Raw genomic sequence first — 16,318 nt, forward strand, 5'->3', positions numbered from 1 at the left:
GCCAGCCGCCAGGTGAGCGGAGCGGCGGACGGCAACCGGAGAAGTGTCCCGTTCCGGATCAGAAGGCCAATCTCTGTCAACAACTGCCGTACTTGCGTCGCGTCTTTTCATCACGCAATCGCAATCTTGCGTAACCGAGTCGCCCTCGCTACAGTGACCGCACTCACACCCGACGCCACACAGCTCCCGTTCCCGAAGGGATGCCACAGATGTCCGTACCGCAGTACCGGAGGGCCGCGGCGCTCGCGCTCGCGGCCGGCCTGGGATTCAGCCTCCCGGCCTGCTCTACGAAGAGCGACGACGGCGACTCGAACGCCGGCGGCAGGGTCACCATCACTGTCGACTGCCAGCCGGTCGGTTCGCAGAAGGAGCTGTTGCAGAACTGGAACGCCGACGTCGCCGAGTTCCAGCGGCAGAACCCCGACATCACCATCAAGAGCGTCAGCGTCGGCGAGCAGTGCAACAACCCGCCGGACTTCACCGCCCGGCTCGCCGGCGGCACCATGACCGACGTCTTCTACGGGTACATGACCGACCTGGCGCAGGTGCTGGACTCCGGTCAGGCGATGGACATCACCGGGTACGCCGACAAGGAGACCGTGCCGACCTGGGAGAGCATCGACCCCGCCCTCAAGGAGGTCTTCAGCGACGGCGGCAAGCTCTACGCCCTGCCGGCGAAGAACTACTCGATGGGCCTGGTCTACAACAAGACGCTCTTCCAGCGGGCCGGGCTGGACGTGAACAACCCGCCGAAGACCTGGCCCGAGGTGCGCGACGCGGCCAAGAAGATCTCCGCGCTCGGCGACGGCATCGCCGGGTACTCCGAATACAGCGCCGGCAACACCGGCGGCTGGCACTTCACCGCGCTGCTCTACTCGCAGGGCGGTCAGGTGCTGACCCCGGACGGCAGGAAGGCCGACTTCAACGACCCGATGGGCCGGCAGGTCCTACAGAACCTCAAGGACATGCGCTACGGCGACGACAGCATGGGCGCCCGCCAACTGCTCCAGTGGGGCGACCTGCTGACCAACGCCGCCGCCGGCAAGGTCGGGATGTTCGTCGGTGCGCCGGACGCCACCCAGGCGATCGTCAGCCAGTTCCAGGGCAGGTTCCAGGACTGGGCGATGGCCCCGATGCCCGGCCAGGACGGTCCGGCCAAGGCCACGCTCGGCGGCGGCGAGGGCTACTTCTTCAAGAAGGGCCTCAGCCCGGAGCAGGTCAGGGCGGGCCTGAAGTGGATCGCCTACCAGAAGCTGACCCCGGGCAAGGGCCAGTTCGACTACGTACGGGCCAAGCCGCAGAACTACCCGGTGGGGCTGCCGCAGCCGCTGCTCTTCGCGAACGGCAGCGAGGCACAGAAGCAGGAACTCGAGCTGCGCAAGGCGAACGCCAACGTCGACACCGCCAACTTCGCGCTCTTCGAGGCGACCCCGGTCCCGATCCGGGGCGAGCCGCGCAACGCGCAGGCGGTCTACGCCGTGCTCGACGCCGCGATGTCCGGGGTGCTGACCAACCCGAACGCCAACACCGACACGCTGCTGAAGACCGCAGAGGACAAGGTCAACCAGCTGCTCGCCGCCGAGAGCTGACCGGCGGCCCGTGCGGGGGGCCGGTCAGCCCCGGCTCCCCGCACCGGCCCAGGACCGGCGTAACCGCACCGACCTAGGAGTTGCCTTGGCGATCACCACCGCTCCGGGTACCACCAGACCGGGCCGTTCCGTCCGGCCGTATCCGGCACCGCCCCGGCGCGGCGGCGGGCTGGGCCGGAAGGTGCGGGACAACCTCACCGGGCACGCGTTCCTGGTCGGTGCGGTGGCCTGCTTCGCCGTCTTCTCCTGGTATCCGATGATCCGCGGCGTCGTGATGAGCTTCCAGCGCACCCGGCGCGGCGAGACCACCTGGGTGGGCTGGGACAACTATCTCCGGATCGTCGACGACCCGAGCTTCTTCACCGCCTGGCGGAACACCCTCTACTTCACGGTACTGGCGCTGGTCCTCGGCTACGCGGTGCCGTTCTTCGTGGCGATCCTGCTCAACGAGTTCCGGCACGCCAAGGGTTACCTGCGGATCCTGGTCTACCTGCCGGTGATGCTGCCGCCGGCCTCGGCGCTCTTCCTCTTCAAGTACTACGCCTACGACCCCAGCGAGGCGGGCCTGTTCAACGCGGTCCTCGCCGCGCTGCACCTGCCGACCTCGGAGTGGATGCAGTCGCCGGGGATGACGATGCCGGCGATGGTGCTCGCCTCGACCTGGATGAACATGGGCAGCGCCGTACTCGTCTACCTGGCGGCGTTGCAGAACATCCCCGGCGAACTCTACGAGGCGGCCGAGCTGGACGGCGCCGGGATCTGGCGGCGGATCGTCAACGTGACCATCCCGCAGACCCGGCTGATCCTGCTGCTGCTGGCGATGCTCCAGATCGTCGCCACCATGCAGCTCTTCATCGAGCCGCTGATCCTGGCCAACGGTGCCGGCGCGGAGGACTCGGCGACCTCGGTGGCCTACCTGATCTACCAGCACGGATTCTTCCAGAACGACCTCAACGGCGCCGCCGCGCTCGGCGTGATCATGCTCGTGGTGCTGGCCGGCTTCTCCGCCGGCTACGCGCGGCTGACCTCGAAACAGGACTAGGACGGGCGGGACATGGCACAGGACTCCGGCACCCGGACCCTCGTCTCCCCGGCCCAGCTGCGCCGGGGGCGCGGTCGGGTCGTCTACTGGACCCTGCTCACCGTCGTCGTCGTCGGCTTCACGCTCGTCTTCCTCGGCCCGCTGTACTGGATGGTCACCGGGGCGCTCAAGTCCGGGCAGGAGATCGCGCAGACCCCGCCGACGCTCTTCCCGCAGGACCCGCAGCCGCGCAACTACGTCGACGCGTGGCACAACCTCGACCTGGCGAAGCTGCTGTTCAACACGTTCTACTACGCCGCCGGGGCGCTGCTGTTCCAGCTCGTCCTGGACACCGCGGCGGCGTACTCGCTGTCGAAGCTGCGGCCGGTGCTCGGCAACGCGATCCTCGGGATGATGCTGGCGACGCTGATGATCCCGGCGATGGTGCTCATCGTCCCGCAGTACGTGACCGTGATCGACCTGCCGGTCCTGCACGTCAACCTGCTCGACTCGCCGTTCGCGATCTGGCTGCCGCTGGTCGCGAACGCGTTCAACATCTTCCTGCTGAAGCGGTTCTTCGACTCGATCCCGGAGGACCTGATGGCGGCGGCGGTGGTGGACGGGGCGGGGCCGCTGCGCACGCTCTGGTCGATCGTGCTGCCGATCTCGCGCCCCATCCTCGGGGTGGTCTCCATCTTCGCCGTGACGGCGGTCTGGAAGGACTTCCTCTGGCCGAAGCTGGTGATGCCCTCACCGGAGACCCGTACGGTGAGCGTCGGCATCTACGCCTTCTCCGCCGGTACGCCGATGAACGTGGTGGTGGCCGCCTCGGTGATCGCCGCCATCCCGACCGTGATCATCTTCCTGGTCTTCCAGCGGAACATCATGTCCGGCCTGACCACCGGCAGCCTCAAGGGGTAGCCGGCAGCCTCGACGGACAGCCGGCCCATCCAGCGAGTGGTCAGCCCATCCCGAGCGCGAGGTCGCGGTTCGGGCCGGGCGGGGCGCCGGGGGCCGGCACCGGGGTGCCGGTCGGGGTCAGCAGGGCGCGGGCCGCCACCGCCGCCCGGCGGCGGCGCGGCACGACGGCCCGGCCGGCGAAGACGTCGTACCCGGCGGCGACCACCTCGTCGAGGATGCCGCCGTAGAGCAGGTAGGCGGTGCGGATGCAGGACTGCGAGGTGGGAGCGAGCAGGGTCACCCCGGGCGCCGCGGCCAGGTAGTGCTCCCGGGCGCGGCCCACCTCGTACTCGATCAGTTGCCGGATCGGCGGCGTGGCCCGGCCCTGTCGCGCGGCGTCGACCAGGTCGGCGGGGGTGACCCCGAATTTCGCCAGGTCCTCGCCGGGCAGGTAGACCCGGCCCCGCTCCAGGTCCTCGGCGACGTCCCGGATGAAGTTGGTGAGCTGGAAGGCGAAGCCGAGCTGCCGGGCCGGCTCGCGGGCGGCGGCCGGGTCGGTGCTGCCCAGGATCGGCAGCATCATCGTGCCGATCACCGCCGCCGACCCCTCCATGTAGTCGAGCAGGTCGGCGTAGCGGGGGTAGTCGGTGACGGTCAGGTCCATCGCCATGCTGCGCAGGAACGCCGCGAAGTCGGCCCGGTCGAGGTCGAAGACCGCGATGGTGTGCAGTACGGCCGGCAGCAGCGGGTCGGTCACCGGCTCGCCGCGCAGTCCGGCGAGGAACCGTTGCGACCAGTCGGCGAGTCGGGCGGACCGGGCCGAGGTCGGAAGCTCCTCGGTGCGGTCCACGATCTCGTCGGCATACCTGGTGAAGCCGTAGAGCGCGTGCACGTGCCGCCGTTTCCATGCGGGCAGCAGCCGGGTCGCGAGATAGTAGGTCCGGCCGTGCCGTCTGTGCAGCTCGCGGCAGCGTTCATAGGACCCGCCGAGACTGGTGTCCACCGATCCTCCCGAGCCTGATCGACGCATGAATCGACGCAACTTCTGCGACCAGGGTACGCTCGACCGGCTCTCCCGCGCGCGGTTCCCGGGCTGTCCGGCCCGACGACAAGGGATCTTTCAGTTACAAAAGCGGGAAGACGGCCGCCTTCGGTGACCGTGGCCGCAGGATGATTGTCGACTCCAGGAGGTGATCGGGTGCGGACCGTGACGGGACCGACCGAGCGGGTGGTGGTGGTCGGCGCCGGACTGGGCGGCCTCGCCTGCGCCCTGCACCTGGCCGGCGCCGGACGGCAGGTCACGGTGCTGGAGCGGGAGTCCGTGCCGGGTGGCCGGGCCGGCCGGCTCACCCTCGACGGGTACGAGTTCGACACCGGTCCGACCGTGCTGACCATGCCCGACCTGCTCGCCGAGGCGCTCGGGGCGGTCGGCGAGGAGTTGACCGACTGGCTCGACCTCGTACCGCTCGACCCGGCCTACCGGGCGCACTACCCGGACGGGTCCACCCTGGACGTCGTCACCGACACCGCCCGGATGGCCGCCGAGGTCGCCCGGGTCTGCGGCCCCCGCGAGGCGGACGGCTACCTGCGGTTCGTCGACTACGCCCGGCGGCTCTGGCAGCTCGAACGCGCCGACTTCATCGACCGCAACCTGGACAGCCCCACCGACCTGCTCACCGGCAACCTGCTCCGGCTGCTCGCCGCCGGGGCGTTCCGGCGGTTGCAGACCAAGGTCGACCAGTTCTTCGCCGACCCGCGCACCCGGCGGATCTTCTCCTTCCAGGCCATGTACGCCGGCCTCGCCCCGCACGACGCGCTGGCCATCTACACCGTGATCTCCTATCTCGACTCGGTCGCCGGGGTCTGGTTCCCGCGCGGCGGCATCCACGCCGTCTCCCGGGCCCTGGCCGGCGCCGCCGAGAAGCACGGGGTACGCGTCCGGTACGACCGCACGGTCGACCGGGTGGAGACCTCCGCCGGCCGGGCCACCGGGGTACGCACCACCGACGGCGAGTTCGTCCCGGCCGACGTGGTGGTGCTCAACCCGGACCTGCCGGTGGCGTACCGCGACCTGCTGCCCGACGCCGCCCCGCCGCGCCGGCTGCGTTACTCGCCCTCCTGCGTGGTGCTGCACGTCGGCGCCCGGCAGGGCTACCGGGGCATCGCCCACCACAACATCCACTTCGGGCGGGCCTGGCGGCGCACCTTCGACGAGGTGATCCGGCGCGGCGAACTGATGTCGGACCCGTCGCTGCTGGTCACCAACCCGAGCCGGACCGACCCGTCGGTCGCGCCCACCGGCCGGCACGGCTACTACGTGCTCGCTCCGGTGCCGAACCTGGACCGGGGCGCCGGGCTGGACTGGCGCGGCGACCTGCCCCGGCGGTACGCCGACGAGCTGCTGGGCACCCTGGAGCGCCGGGGTTACGTGGGCCTGACCGACAGCGTCGAGGTGCTCCGGATCGTCACCCCGGCCGACTGGGCCGACGCGGGCATGGCCGCCGGTACGCCCTTCGCGGCCGCGCACAACCTGTGGCAGACCGGCCCGTTCCGCCCCGGCAACCTGCACCGGACACTGCCGAACGTGGTGTTCGTGGGATCGGGTACCCAGCCCGGGGTGGGCGTGCCTATGGTGATGATCTCCGGGAAGCTCGCCGCCGCCCGGGTGACTGGAGGTGGCTCATGACAGCCGACCGGGAGCGGCACCTGGTGGAGCTGGTGGACGAGGCCGGCACTCCGCTCGGTGCCCGTACCGTCGACGAGGCGCACCGGCCGCCCGGCCAGCTGCACCGGGCCTTCTCGGTGCTGCTCGTGGACCCGGAGGGCCGGACCCTGCTCCAGCAGCGGGCCGCCGTCAAGACCAGGTTCCCGCTGCGCTGGGCCAACGCCTGCTGCGGACATCCGGAACCCGGCCAGTCGCTCGACGTCGCCGCCGGCCGGCGGCTGCGCGAGGAACTCGGCGTCGAGGCGGTGCCGCTCACCGAGATCGGCGTGCACCTCTACCGGGCCGAGGACCCCGGCACCGGCCGGGTGGAGTACGAGTACGACCACGTGCTGCTGGGCGACTTCGACGCCGGTCGCGCGGTGCTGCCCGATCCGGACGAGGTGGCCGACCTGCGCTGGGTGCACCCGGACGAGTTGCGGGCCGGCCTCGACGCCGACCCGGACGCCTACGCGCCGTGGCTGGCCGGAGTGCTCGGCCGGCTCACCGAGCGGTCGCGCTCGTCGGCCGGCGGGGCGGCGCGGCGGGCGGGGAACCGCGGCCGGTGGAAGCAGCCTCCGGCGCCCACGGGTCAGGAGGAGGACAACCCGGCGGAGTGGTCGGGTGGCCGATGACGGACTGAGCGCCGGGGCCGTCGCGCGACGGCTCGGCGTCGCCGTCACCACCCTGCGGAGCTGGCACCAGCGGTACGGTCTGGGCCCGAGTCGGCACGTGCCGGGTCGGCACCGGCGGTACAGCGTCGAGGACCTCGACCGGCTGGACGTGATGGCCCGGTTGACCGCCGAGGGGGTCTCCCCGGCCGAGGCGGCGCGCTGGGCGCGCACGGCTGCCGTACCCGGAGCGGAGCCGGACCGAAAGTTGCCGGACCGGGACGTGCCTGCGCGTGGCGTCCAGGACCGGGGCGTGCCGGATCGGGACGTGCCGGCGCGGGACATGTCCGCGCGGGCCGGCGGCGGTGCGGTGATCGCGGTCGGCCGGGCCGGGGCGGCGGCCCGGGGACTGGCCCGCGCGGCGATGCGGCTCGACCCGGTGGCGATGCGGGCCGGCATCGACGCCGCGATCGAGGCGGACGGGGTCGTCGCCACCTGGGATCGGCTGCTCCGGCCGGTGCTGGTCGGTGTCGGCGAGCGGTACGCCGCGAGCGCCGGGTACATCGAGGTGGAGCACCTGCTGTCCCGGTGCGTGTCGGAGGCGCTGGCGGCGGTGCCCCGGCCACCGGCGGGTGCCACGACGCCGCGGATCCTGCTCTGCTGCGCCGACGAGGAACAGCACAGCCTGCCGCTGGAGGCGCTCGCCGCCGCGCTGGCCGAGCTGGGTGTGCCGTGCCGGCAGCTCGGCGCCCGGGTGCCGGTGGCGGCCCTGGTCGACGCGGTGCGCCGAACCGCCCCCCGGGCCGTGGTGGTCTGGTCACAGCAGCCGGCGACCGGCGACCCGGCCCAACTCGCCGCGGTACGGTCCGGCCCCCAGTCGCCGCCGCTGCTGGTCGCCGCCGGACCGGGCTGGTGGTCGGACCTGCTGCCGGCCGGGGTACGCAACCCGGCGACCCTGGCCGAGGGGCTGGCGATGCTGCGGGACGTACCCGGATCTTCGGGGCGCTGACCGGACTACCGGTTATTCGGGACATCACCCCCGCACCCGCTTCCGCTAACGTGGGGCAGCCGTAACCCGAAAACCCCTCGGGAGCCACCCGATGACCCGACGTACGGTGCTCGCCGCCGGCCTCGTCCTGTTGGTGCTGATATCCGCAGGCTGCGCGAACGGCGAGCCGGCTCCGACCCGGTCGCCGCTGCCCTATCCGACGATCCCGCAGGTCACCGCGACACCGCCGACCGCACCGACCAGCACCGCGCCGACCAAGCCGAGCCGGAAGAAGCCGGCCCCACGCGGCACCGCCGGCCCGCTGAACACCCAGCGGCTGACCGGGGGTCGCGCCGTGGCGCTGACCTTCGACGACGGCCCGCATCCACAGTGGACACCGAAGTTGCTGGACCAGCTGCGCCGGGCGCGGGTCCGGGCCACCTTCTGCGTGGTGGGGGTGAAGGTGCGCAAGTACCCGGCGCTGGTCCGCCGGATCGCGCGCGAGGGGCACTCGCTCTGCAACCACAGCTGGCAGCACGACCTCAAGCTGGGCAGCCGGAAGGCGGACCAGATCCGGGCCGACCTGAGCCGGACCAACCAGGAGATCAGGCGGGCGGTGCCGGGCGCCGAGATCCGGTACTACCGGCAGCCCGGCGGCAGGTGGACCCCGTCGGTCGTCGCCGTGGCCAGGTCGCTCGGCATGAGGTCGCTGCACTGGGACGTCGACCCGACGGACTGGGACAAGAAGACAACCACCCCGCAGATCAGGGGGCGGATCGCCCAGCAGGCCCGGCCCGGCTCGATCGTGCTGCTGCACGACGGCGGCGGTGATCGAAGTCGCACCATCGGCGCCTGCCCCCAGGTGATCAGCTCGCTGAAGCGGAAGTACGGGATAACCCGGCTAGGCTGAGGGAGTTTGGGATAGTTTGTCCGATGGGCAATACCGGTTTGGCCGGGCGGCTGGCCATCACGTATGCTTTCGAAGCCTCCGGCGGGGCCGGATGGGAGCACAGCCGCTGAAGTTGTCATGTGCAATGATGGCGGGGCCGCCCTCATCGTCTAGCGGCCCAGGACGCCGCCCTTTCAAGGCGGTAGCACGGGTTCGAATCCCGTTGGGGGCACGACCCCGGTCTCGGCCGGGGAGCAGTGAAGAGCAAGGTCCTGTGGAGCAGTTGGAGTGCTCGCCGCCCTGTCAAGGCGGAGGTCGCGGGTTCAAGTCCCGTCAGGACCGCCAGCGCCGCTCGCCGCGCGTGCACACGCGCGGCGTTCGGCGTTTCGGAGCAGGTTACCGAGGCGACAGCGGCAACGTCACCCAGGTAACATGAGCCGAGCAACCCGGCCAGGTAGCTCAGTTGGTACGAGCGTCCGACTGAAAATCGGAAGGTCGGCGGTTCGACCCCGCCCCTGGCCACATAGCCTTTCGCCGGGCTATCAGAACGCCTACCAGCGGAAACGCCGGTGGGCGTTCTTCGTTTTCGGGCGGTCAGCAGACAGCGCCGTCCGGCTCGGCGGAGTCGTAGCAGGATTTGAAGGAACTCGGCCTGATGCGTGCCAGCGACTGTGGCCCGCAATCCGGGCAAGGACGCCGAAGCACCGACCATCGCGACCGACTTCGCCCAGTACGGCGTCGGTGGCCAAGCGCTGAGCGCCCTCCGAAACCGGCTACCGCCACCCCGACCGGGACGGCGACGGCGTCGGCTGCGAGTGACGACTGATCACGTAGCGTTCGGCCGGCCAGAGCAGGCCGAACGCTACGTGCTGCCGCGTGGCGCCGTCGGGGCGGCGCGGCGGTGCAGCCGGCTCAGGTCGTTGGCGAGTACGGCGAAGAGGGCGAGCAGGGCGGCGAGACCGGTACTGGCCAGGATGGCGAAGCCGCGTTCGGTCCCGTCCGGCGCCAGCAGCACGCCGAGTACCGCCGCGGCGGCGGCGAGCAGCAGCATCCCGATCCGGCCGGCCCGAGCCAGCAGCACCGCTCGGCCCAGCCGGGTCGGATCGGCCGGGCCGGTGCCGAGGCCACGGCGGGCGTACCAGGCGGCGGCGGTGAGGGTGCCGGCGCCGAGCATTCCGGCCAGCCCGACGACCGTCCACGGCAACCCGATCCGGTCGGCGCCGGACCGGGCCGCCGCCAGGCCCGCGCGGGCGACCAGGGCCGACACCAGCACCGCCAGCAGGTACGTGGACGCCGTCAGCAGCAGTCGGCGCCGGAGTCGACGGCCGTCCATCCGGTACGCGGCGGGAACGTCGTCGGACACGCCGAAGCCTCCTTCCCACCGCCGTCAACCCGGCCCGGACATCGACTCTGCCGGCTCGACAGCGGCGTCTCCGGTCGATGCTACGAGCCGGGGATCGATCTGGCCGGGCGCCAGGCGCCTATTCGGAGCCGATGGCGCGGTCGCTCCGGACCGCCATTTGATGATCTACCGCTCGGCGCAGGGATCGACCGTCTGTCGATGTCGAAGATGCACAGCTCACCAGCAGCCGGTATGGTCCCGGCGTATGGGACAGGAGACTACGAACGCCTCCGACATCCGCCAGGACACCAGCACGTACTCGGTGCGCAGCAGCCTCCGTGTCCCGGGGCCGGCCGACCGGGCCTTCGCCGTCTTCACCGAAGGTCTCGCCGACTGGTGGGTCAAGGAATACACCTGGTCCGGCCCGCAGAAACTGGCCAAGCTCGGCATCGAACCGGGCAGCGGCGGCATGCTCTACGAGATCGGCCCGCACGGGTTCCGCGCCGACTGGGGTCGGGTGCTGGAGTGGCAGCCGCCCCGGCGTCTGGTGTTCAACTGGCAGATCGGCCCGGACCGGGCGCCGGTGCCGGATCCCGCCCACAGCAGCGTGGTGGAGGCCCGGTTCGCGCCGCAGGCCGACGGGACCACGCTGGTCGAGGTGGAGCACCGCGACTTCGACCGGCACGGCGAGGCCGCCGAGGGATACCGCGAGGCACTCACCGCCGGCTGGTACGAGCTGCTCTCCCGGTACGCGGCAGCCGTCGAGCACGCCGACGAACCGGACTGAGCGCCCGAGGCGTACCGGACGCCCGGGGCGTACCTGATCAGGTGGGGTGTTCGCGGCCGGCGGTCGCGTCCGCCGGCTGGATGCGTGCCAGGTCGGCGCCGGCGCCGGTCAGCCACAGCTCGACGTCGACCAGGTTCAACGCGGCGGCCCGGGACTCGCCCGCGTCCAGCGCAGCCCGTACCCGGTCGGCGAAATCCGCCGGTGGTCCGGGCGGGGCGACCGGACGGTCGAGCCGGCCGGCGGAGAGCTGCTGGGCGAGGTCGGTGTAGCGGCGCCGAAGCCGCCCGGCGAGGTCGTCGAGCGGGCCGGCCGCGTCCTGCACCCGGGTCAACCGGGCTCGTCCGCCCCGGCGGAGCCGGGCCACCGCGCCGAGGTGCAGGTGCTGACCGGCGACGAGCGCCGCCTGCCAGTTCACCGGCGGCAGGCGCGGGTCGTCCCGCTCCAACTGGTATTGCAGGAACGACGCCTCGGCGAGAATCCACGCCTGCCGGGCAGCGTCGACCGGGTCCTGCCGGCCAGTGCCGACCGGGTGCTGCCGGGCAGTGCCGACCGCGTCCTGCCGGCCAGTGCCGACCGGGTGCTGCCGGGCAGTGCCGACCGCGTCCTGCCGGACGGGCCGGCCGGCGAGCGCTTGGGTCACCTCCTCGGCCGCGGCGGCACTCACCGCCAGGTACCGGCCGACGGAGCGACGCAGCTCCCCGCTGCTGCCCTTGGGCCAGAGCAGCAGGCCGGCCAGTACCCCGAGAACGGCACCGACGGCCACGTCGAGCAGCCGGGCTCCGGCGATCTCCAGGTTCGGCGGGCCGGCCTGGGCGAACACCGTCACGAACAGCACGGTGAACAACGCCTGCCCGCCGAACTGCGGCAACAGCGGTCCGACGGTGAAGGTCAGCACCATGGCCACCGGCAGGGTCACCAGCAGTACCTGCGGGCTCTCCCCCGCGCCCAACAGCAGCAGGGTGCCGACGGCGGCGCCGAGCAGCGTGCCCGACAGCACCGGGCGCAGGGCGTTGCGGGTGTCGACGGCCGAGGTCCGCATCAGGGTGAGGACCGCCAGCAGTACCCAGAACCCGTGGTTCAGGTGCAGGAAGCCGGCCACCACCCGGGCGGCGGCCAGGGCCACCGCGACCCGCAGCGCCCCCTGGAGATACACCGAACGGGTCGTCAGGTGGAACCGGAACTGCTGCCAGTAGAGCACGAGCGGCGAGCGGTGGGCATACCAGAACTCGTCCAGCTCCGGGCCGGCGGGTGACCGGGCCGGTGGGCGGAGTCCGACGGCGATCCGGGCCGCGACGCCGAAGGCGTGCGCCTGGTCGGCGGCTCGCAGGCTGACCGCCTCCCGGCGCAGCCGGTCCGGGGCGCGGTCGTCGGTCGGCACCGTCGACGGCCGGTCGTAGAGTTCCCTGATCCGGGACTCCAACTCCGCCAACCGGGCCATCCCGACCGGCTCCGCTCCGCCGCACAGCATCCGCCCGGCGTCGTGCAGCACGGCGGCCGACTGCCGCAGCAGTTCGGCCAGGTCGTCGTCGCGACCCCTGGCGCGAACCTCGTCGCGGACCTCGCCGGGGTCGTCGGCGATCCGGTACGCGTGGTGCAGCAGTTGCCGCAGCAGCCGGTCACCGTGCCGCAGCGCCCGGTCCCGCCGCCCCGCCGAGGCCGGCCGCTCGGTCGGCGGGATCCGGGCCAGCCACACCCCGTCCATCGCCCGCGCCGTCGCCGCCCGTCGCCGGGACAGCTCGACGCGGTCCACCGGCCTGGCGGCGGGGAGCCCGGACAGCAGGTCGAGGAGGTGGGCCGCCGAGCCGGCCGCCCCGCCGAGCCGGTGCCGGTAGCCCGGCGGTGTCGGATCGGGCCAGAGCAGCAGTTCGGCGACGACCAGCAGCATCACGCCGAGGGTCACCCCGGCCAGCCGGGCGGGCAGGGTCCCCGGCTGGTACGGCGGGAACGACGCCGCGATGTAGAAGAGCTGCAGTCCGGTGGCGAGCCCGAGGACGTGCGGTCCGCCGACCCCGGCGAACGGTATGACGAATCCCACCACCAGCATGCCGGCCGCCGCGATCCAGGTGTCGACCGCTAGGAACGTGCCGGCGGTGACCAGGAACAAGGCGACCGGCAGCGCGGCGAGCAGGGTACGGGCCCGCTGGATCGGGCCGCCGGGCAGTTGCGAGATGAGGCCGGTGGCTATCGCCCCGAAGAGGGTGTAGAGGCCGAGCAGGGGGTTGTCCAGGCCGTACCGCCCGCCGAAGAGTCCGGCCGCAGCGACCAGTGCCAGCCGGGCGCCCCGGCGGAGTACCCGGAAATCCGGGTCCCGTCGACGCAGCCACCGCACGACGCCGATCCTGGTCATGGCTGCCCTCTGCCACTGGCGACGGCCACGGCCACAGCCCCGGCCCCGTACCCCGGCCCTGGAGTGGCCGTGGAGCGGGCTTCGGCGGAGATCAGGGCAGCGGCGTGACGCGGCCCCGGTGGCCGCCCGCCCTCAGCCTCTCACCTCCGTCGACGCCCCGCCGACGCTTTGCCCCAGCGGCCGGGTGGGCCGACCGGAGCGCAGCTCGGTGCCGCCGAGGTCGGCGCGCCGGCCCGCCGAGGCGCCCTGTTCGAGGCCGCCGCCGAGCAGCCGCCGGGGCGCGGCGGTGCGCAGCCGTGGGTACGCCTCGGCAAGGCGCCGGTCGACCCGGTCCGACCGGTCGGCCAGGACCAGTGCCACCGAGGGGGCACCGGACTCCGCCGACCCGGACTCCGCCGACGCGGCGGCGGCTGCCTCGGCCCGGCTCAGCCGCCCGGCGACCGCCGAGGCGAAGCCGGCCAGCCAGGACCGGCGGAACGCGGCCGGATGGTCGCCCGGAGGAACCGGCGCGACCGAGATCCCGTGCGCGGCCTGCACCAGCAGCGAGGTGAAGAGCACCTCCACCCGTTCCAGGTCGCTGGCGAAACCGAACAGGTGCATGACGAACCCGCTGCCGCCGCGTCGGCGTACGGAGCGGCAGCGCAGCGCGTGGGCGATCCCGGCGAGCAGGCCCGCCTTGTCCAGGGCGTACGGGGCGGGGATGTCGACGGTCCGGTCGCCGACCGGATCGGTGCCCGGGTCACGGGCGGCGAGCAGCGCCCGGTCCACCCCGTACCGGGCGATCAGCTCGGTCGCCTTCGCGGTGAACGCCTCGGCCTCGGCCGGCGTGCAGGCCGGGTCCTCCGCCTTGGCCAGCAACTTGCGGACCTTGCTGAGCATCGCGTCGGACATGCACCAGAGCTATCACACCGACACGGGAGCGCCGGTCCCGACGCCCACGGGTGGCGGACGCACCAGCGGGCAGGCAGACCGGCAGCCAGGAGGACGGGACGGCCGGGCAGCCGGGCAGGCGGACAGGACGGCCGGGCAGCCGGGCACGCGGACAGAACTGCCGGGCAGGCGGGCAGAACTGCCGGGCAGGCGGGCAGGCGGGCACGTCACCCGCTGGACAAAGCGGATGCGGAGCATGCAAAGATGGACGTCGATGAGAGAGTCAACCGGCGCGGTGCCGCAGCGTCGCGACGGCAGAGCCGGCGAGCGTGAGCAGGCAGTCCGGCAGCTGTCCGTCCGCCAGCGCGGCGCCGAAGAGGGCCGCACCGGTGTCGCCGTCGGCGTTGGCGTAGGCGCTGACGAACCGGGCCACCCAACGGGCGTCGTAGCCCGCCTCGTCGATGCCGGGGAAGTCCAGCGTCCACGCGCCCCGGGGCACACCGTCGCCGACCATCGTGGCGGCGAGACACCAGGCGACCTCGTACGCCCCCGCGACGCCGGACCGGTCGACCACCGCGTCGAACGTGCCGACCACCCCGTCGCTGTCGCCGGCCAGCGCGGAGCTGAGCACCTCGGCGGCGTCATCCAGCGTCTCCTGCGGAACGTCCGTCACGTGCGGAAGGGTATGCCGGCAGGTCAAGCAGCGTCCGACAAACGGCGTGAACGTTACCAAACCAGGACGACAGTGCCCCGCTGTCGGCGATTGGCGGTCGGCCGCGGGCGCGCGGCCCGAGCAGGCGCGCTAATCTGCGCAACGGATCTCCGGGGAGGAAGGACGCACCCCATGCTCGTATTCCGCGGCACCCGCCGCGCCGCTCTGTCCGCCGCCGCCTGCGCGGCGCTGCTACTGTCCGGCTGCGGTTCGGACGGTGACGGCGAGGCAGGGCAGACCGAGCAGGCCCGGCCGACCCAGGTCCGCCTGTACGGCACGGACGGCAACATGCAGAACTCCTTCAAGGCGGAGTTCGACAAGCAGACCGGTCTGCTCAAGGGGATGAAGGGCACCACACCGCTCACCCCGCTCTCCGAGGACTTCAAGAACCGCCTGATGTCCAAGGATCCGAAGCTCTCCGACTTCCTCTACGCCGCCGAGTCGTACGACGCGGTCGCCATCGCCGCGATCGCCGCCCAGCTCGCCGGCTCCACCGAACCGGCACAGATCGCCAAGCAGATCGTCGGGGTCACCACCGGCGGGCAGCGCTGCGACTCGATCGCGGACTGCCTGCGACTGGCCAGGGCCGGCACCGACGTCGCCTACCGGGGTGTCTCGCTGAACCGGGGCGGCTTCACCGACGCCGGGGAGCCGTCCACGGCGAGCTACGCCACCCTGCACTTCGGCACCGACGACCAGCTCGACAACGGCAAGACCGAGTTCCTCGGCGCCGGAGACGAGTCGGCGGCCAGCAGCAAGAAGCCGCCGGCCCCGAAGAAGCAGACCAGGGCGGTCGAGGCGGCCAGCGGCGCGCCGCTGAAGCTGGGCGGCCTGCTGCCCCGCACCGGTGACCTGGCCCTGGCCTACCCGCCAATGGCGGCCGGGGTGGCGCTCGCGGTCGACGAGGTGAACGCCGCCGAGGGCGTACTCGGCGAGCCGCTGGTCTGGGTCGACGGCGACGACGGCACCAACCCGAACACCGCGAAGGCGACCGTGGCGCAGCACGTCGACGCCGGGGTGCACGTCATCATCGGCGCCGGCGCCTCCGGCATCTCCCGGGCGGTGCTGCCGGACGTCATGGCCGCCGGGCTGGTGCTCTTCTCGCCGAGCAACACCGACGCCGGGCTCAGCACCGTGGACGACAAGGGCCTCTACTTCCGTACCGCCCCGTCGGACATCCTCCAGGGCCGGGCACTCGCCGACATGATCCTGCGGGACGGGCCGAACCGGATCGCCCTGGTCGCCCGCCAGGACTCGTACGGCGAGGGGCTCCAGGGCAACGTCCGGGCCGAACTGGAGCGGGCCGGACACGGTTCGGACCAGGTACGCCTGTTCAACTACGAGGTGACCGACGGCCCCGACGCGCCGCCGGTGGACTTCACCAGGGGCGCCCAGGAGATCAAGGAGTTCGGTGCCGACGCGATCCTGGTGATCGGCTTCGGCGAGTCGGCGAGGGTCATCGAGGCGCTCGCCGCCGCCGGGGTGAACATCCAGCAGCAGTAGGCCCCGTACGCCGGACGGTCGCCGATCACCGCGCCGTACGGCACGGAAGTGGCACGTT

The 16,318-nt window shown here is 72.4% G+C and carries 14 protein-coding genes and 3 tRNA genes; 12 read left to right on the forward strand and 5 right to left on the reverse strand.

The genetic code is table 11. The annotated features are described in order from the left end of the window. The first annotated feature begins 209 nt into the window (after positions 1–209). The 3 genes from ACN28A_RS12435 (at position 210) to ACN28A_RS12445 (ending at position 3,531) form a co-directional block, all read left to right on the forward strand. Entirely contained in the window at positions 210–1,589 is a 1,380-nt protein-coding gene (locus ACN28A_RS12435) for an ABC transporter substrate-binding protein (RefSeq protein WP_421395176.1), read from the forward strand. 85 nt (positions 1,590–1,674) lie between these two features. After that, on the forward strand, positions 1,675–2,631 hold the full coding sequence (locus tag ACN28A_RS12440; RefSeq protein ID WP_421395178.1) for a carbohydrate ABC transporter permease: 957 nt from the start codon (positions 1,675–1,677) through the stop codon (positions 2,629–2,631). 12 nt (positions 2,632–2,643) lie between these two features. After that, positions 2,644–3,531 carry a carbohydrate ABC transporter permease gene (locus ACN28A_RS12445; RefSeq protein WP_421395180.1) on the forward strand — a complete coding sequence of 296 codons (888 nt, stop codon included), beginning with the start codon at positions 2,644–2,646 and terminating at the stop codon, positions 3,529–3,531. Between the two features lie 40 nt (positions 3,532–3,571). On the opposite strand, the gene ACN28A_RS12450 is transcribed toward ACN28A_RS12445, so the two are convergent. Next, a complete protein-coding gene (locus ACN28A_RS12450) occupies positions 3,572–4,513 on the reverse strand; it encodes a phytoene/squalene synthase family protein (protein ID WP_421395182.1) in 942 nt (313 codons plus the stop codon). A 195-nt stretch (positions 4,514–4,708) separates the two neighbouring features. On the opposite strand from ACN28A_RS12450, the gene crtI reads away from it, so the two are divergent. From crtI to ACN28A_RS12485, 7 genes are all read left to right on the forward strand, one after another. Beyond that, positions 4,709–6,196: a phytoene desaturase family protein gene (crtI, locus tag ACN28A_RS12455; RefSeq protein WP_421395184.1), complete on the forward strand. Its 1,488-nt coding sequence runs from the start codon at positions 4,709–4,711 to the stop codon at positions 6,194–6,196. Then, the gene (gene idi, locus ACN28A_RS12460) at positions 6,193–6,846 is read left to right on the forward strand and encodes an isopentenyl-diphosphate Delta-isomerase (protein WP_421395186.1); all 654 of its coding nucleotides are present in this window, start codon (positions 6,193–6,195) and stop codon (positions 6,844–6,846) included. Before crtI ends, idi begins: the two co-directional genes overlap by 4 nt. Further along, a complete protein-coding gene (locus ACN28A_RS12465; protein ID WP_421395188.1) occupies positions 6,836–7,831 on the forward strand; it encodes a MerR family transcriptional regulator in 996 nt (331 codons plus the stop codon). Before idi ends, ACN28A_RS12465 begins: the two co-directional genes overlap by 11 nt. A gap of 91 nt (positions 7,832–7,922) precedes the next feature. Then, the gene (locus ACN28A_RS12470; protein WP_421395190.1) at positions 7,923–8,720 is read left to right on the forward strand and encodes a polysaccharide deacetylase family protein; all 798 of its coding nucleotides are present in this window, start codon (positions 7,923–7,925) and stop codon (positions 8,718–8,720) included. A gap of 138 nt (positions 8,721–8,858) precedes the next feature. Beyond that, a tRNA-Glu gene (locus ACN28A_RS12475) sits at positions 8,859–8,931 on the forward strand. 36 nt (positions 8,932–8,967) lie between these two features. Next, positions 8,968–9,044: transfer RNA gene (locus ACN28A_RS12480), tRNA-Asp, on the forward strand. 103 nt (positions 9,045–9,147) lie between these two features. Next, positions 9,148–9,221, forward strand: a tRNA-Phe gene (locus tag ACN28A_RS12485). A 340-nt stretch (positions 9,222–9,561) separates the two neighbouring features. Here the strand turns inward: ACN28A_RS12485 and ACN28A_RS12490 are convergent. Beyond that, on the reverse strand, positions 9,562–10,062 hold the full coding sequence (locus ACN28A_RS12490) for a hypothetical protein (protein ID WP_421395192.1): 501 nt from the start codon (positions 10,060–10,062) through the stop codon (positions 9,562–9,564). Positions 10,063–10,306: 244 nt separating this feature from the next. On the opposite strand from ACN28A_RS12490, the gene ACN28A_RS12495 reads away from it, so the two are divergent. Then, the gene (locus tag ACN28A_RS12495) at positions 10,307–10,828 is read left to right on the forward strand and encodes an SRPBCC family protein (RefSeq protein ID WP_421395193.1); all 522 of its coding nucleotides are present in this window, start codon (positions 10,307–10,309) and stop codon (positions 10,826–10,828) included. Positions 10,829–10,865: 37 nt separating this feature from the next. Here ACN28A_RS12495 and ACN28A_RS12500 read toward each other — a convergent pair whose 3' ends face one another. The 3 genes from ACN28A_RS12500 to ACN28A_RS12510 form a co-directional block, all read right to left on the reverse strand. Continuing rightward, the gene (locus tag ACN28A_RS12500; RefSeq protein ID WP_421395195.1) at positions 10,866–13,175 is read right to left on the reverse strand and encodes an FUSC family protein; all 2,310 of its coding nucleotides are present in this window, start codon (positions 13,173–13,175) and stop codon (positions 10,866–10,868) included. Positions 13,176–13,307: 132 nt separating this feature from the next. Then, positions 13,308–14,066 (reverse strand): DUF2786 domain-containing protein, encoded by a 759-nt coding sequence (locus ACN28A_RS12505; RefSeq protein ID WP_421395197.1) that lies wholly within the window; start codon positions 14,064–14,066, stop codon positions 13,308–13,310. A gap of 262 nt (positions 14,067–14,328) precedes the next feature. Further along, positions 14,329–14,718, reverse strand: a complete 390-nt coding sequence (locus ACN28A_RS12510) for a hypothetical protein (protein ID WP_421395199.1) — start codon at positions 14,716–14,718, stop codon at positions 14,329–14,331. A 171-nt stretch (positions 14,719–14,889) separates the two neighbouring features. Between ACN28A_RS12510 and ACN28A_RS12515 the strand changes: the two genes are divergently transcribed. Continuing rightward, positions 14,890–16,260, forward strand: coding sequence for an ABC transporter substrate-binding protein (locus ACN28A_RS12515; RefSeq protein ID WP_421395201.1), 1,371 nt, complete (start codon positions 14,890–14,892; stop codon positions 16,258–16,260). Positions 16,261–16,318 lie beyond the last annotated feature (58 nt).

This window comes from Plantactinospora sp. WMMB782, from assembly GCF_049179135.1.
Classification (GTDB): domain Bacteria; phylum Actinomycetota; class Actinomycetes; order Mycobacteriales; family Micromonosporaceae; genus Plantactinospora.